At 42.8% G+C, this 2146-nt stretch carries 3 protein-coding genes; all 3 read right to left on the reverse strand.

Features of this window, described 5'->3' with window-relative positions; translation table 11 throughout:
• Positions 1-91: 91 nt before the first annotated feature.
• Complete coding sequence (locus JHD69_RS19545) at positions 92-691, reverse strand: RHS repeat domain-containing protein (protein ID WP_199142018.1); 600 nt, start codon at positions 689-691, stop codon at positions 92-94.
• Positions 692-1186: 495 nt separating this feature from the next.
• On the reverse strand, positions 1187-1480 hold the full coding sequence (locus tag JHD69_RS19550; RefSeq protein WP_199142019.1) for a hypothetical protein: 294 nt from the start codon (positions 1478-1480) through the stop codon (positions 1187-1189).
• A gap of 438 nt (positions 1481-1918) precedes the next feature.
• Positions 1919-2146: hypothetical protein (locus tag JHD69_RS19555; protein ID WP_233166073.1), on the reverse strand; the 228-nt coding region annotated here is incomplete at its 5' end.

Below are 2146 nucleotides of genomic sequence, written 5' to 3' on the forward strand. Positions count from 1 at the left end.
CCCCCCCCCCCCCCCCCCCCCCCCCCCCCCCCCCCCCCCCCCCCCCCCCCCCTTTTTAGATGTGTATAAGAGACAGCTTTAAAGATTTCCATTAAACAGGAATTCTTGAAAGATCTGGTGGAGTGCCCATTATCGGAGCACGACCGTCTGCAGTACCGTCTTTTTTATAGTGATAGCCATCAAAATACCCCCCATTAAAATAGTAGTTCACATTCCCCAAAAATCCAGTGAAGGGTTCACGTTTAGGAGCCTTGCCTACGATATCAATTGTCATGAGATTAATAACTTTCCGAGTTGTATCCATCCCAAGTTCATCACCAAACATCAGCGGATTGTTTAATACATAATTATAGGGATTCGTCTCATGATGGTTCTCTGCCATTATATCCACCGAATTCCATCTCCCAATCACCGGATCATAAAACCTTGCGCCGTAGTCATACTGTTCAAGCTCCTCCTGCAATTCCTTTCCATTGTAAAGATACTTGTTGTTGCCCGCAGCTGCAACCCTCCTCATCCCGAAGGCATAGTAGTCGTCGGCCTGCAGGGGCTGCAGCTGGCCCGTAACCGGGTGCCTGTTAAAGGTATACCGCACGTTGCCCAGGTGGTCCGTCAGGTTGTATTCGTAGCTGTAGCTGCCCCCGCCTCTGCGTGCAAGCCCCTCTTCGGTCTGGATGAAGTCGATAACCACATTGGTGTATTGATACTGCCTACTTAATCTGTTCGTTCCAGCAACATAAGGTTAATTTGTTTGGTTGTGCGGAATGTGGATTGCAAACTCTATGGGGTTAAAATTTCGGCAAGCGTATAGGCCTTAACTTTTTTGCGGAGCAGTGCGTTCATTTCAAAATCTTATTTCAAGCTAAAGTAGGGAAAAATACAATGATAAAATAATGGCTGGTTAAAGATGTGAGTTATCAAAGCGTATTTTCGAACCTATCAAGAATTGTGCTAGTCTGTGTGCCACAGACCAAGGAATTAGAGCCTTGTACCGAATCATGAGCTTCCAGCTCTTCCAGTAGCTCCTCGCCACTGTACAGGTATTTGTTCTCCAGCGATACTGGGCTCCCTACGGACTTCCTCAGGCTGAAGGGATAACAGATTGGAGCGAACTTGTTTTACCAGGTAATCTGTGAGCTACAGACCAAGGAGTTAGAGCTAGGCTTTGAATATTATATGATGAGTGCTACAAGTTCGCACTAGCTTGGCAGATCCCCTTTAAAAAAACTTCCATATCTAGCAGATAGCCGCTTGCATCTTCAATAGTCGTGCAATTTCCTTTTGTTGCGTTTAAAATTTCCAAAGGGGTCCAATAGTCATACCATCGTTTAACAAGTTCTTCGTCCTTGAATTCTCCGGCATATAAAGCTCCTTCTAATCTATCCACCAAATCAAGGTATTGAAGATTTCCTTTACGGAAATCTTCAATAGATTTAAGCATTGTTTTCCAAAGCCTTAATTGATGTTCGCTAAATCGCATATCTTAATTTCCTGTTTTAAATACAGTAATCACACGTGTTCCTGCTGGATTTGTAATTACCCTAACATTTTCAGAAGTCCTTACAACTTCTGCAGCTGGCTCGTAACCGGGTGCCTGTTGAAGGTGTACCGCACGTTGCCCAGGTGGTCCGTCAGGTTGTACTCGTAGCTGTAGTTGCCCCGCTGTTTCTTGAGAACCCTCCTCGGTTGGGATAAAATCGATAAAGCCGTTGAGTATTGGATATCTCTCACATAATTTTGGTTATTCTTGTAGCACTATTAACCTTCATCATCTTTGTCGAAATAGACATAGCTATCCTATATAGTTGAGCTATAAGTCAATGAATAATAAAAGGCGAGATTGCAAATCCAAACCAATGAGAAAACATACGGACTGTAAACAACAAAGTCCAGCAGTTTAACACCGCTGGCTTATAATTTATCTCTTTATATCTATATTATATTTATTCAATGTATCTATAAACGCTTCGTAGCTTAATCTTCTGTCAATGGTATCTCCTTTACGATAATACCAGACATACCAATGATTTTTAGCTTTATAATCATATCTGGCATCAATTACTATCCCCTTATCTTCTATAACGAAGTAATCTGCCTCCTTCTCAATATTGGTCAACCAATCCATCTGCACACGTTTTTTCAAGTG

Source organism: Pedobacter sp. ASV12 (genome assembly GCF_016429155.1).
In the GTDB taxonomy this organism is placed as follows: domain Bacteria; phylum Bacteroidota; class Bacteroidia; order Sphingobacteriales; family Sphingobacteriaceae; genus Pedobacter.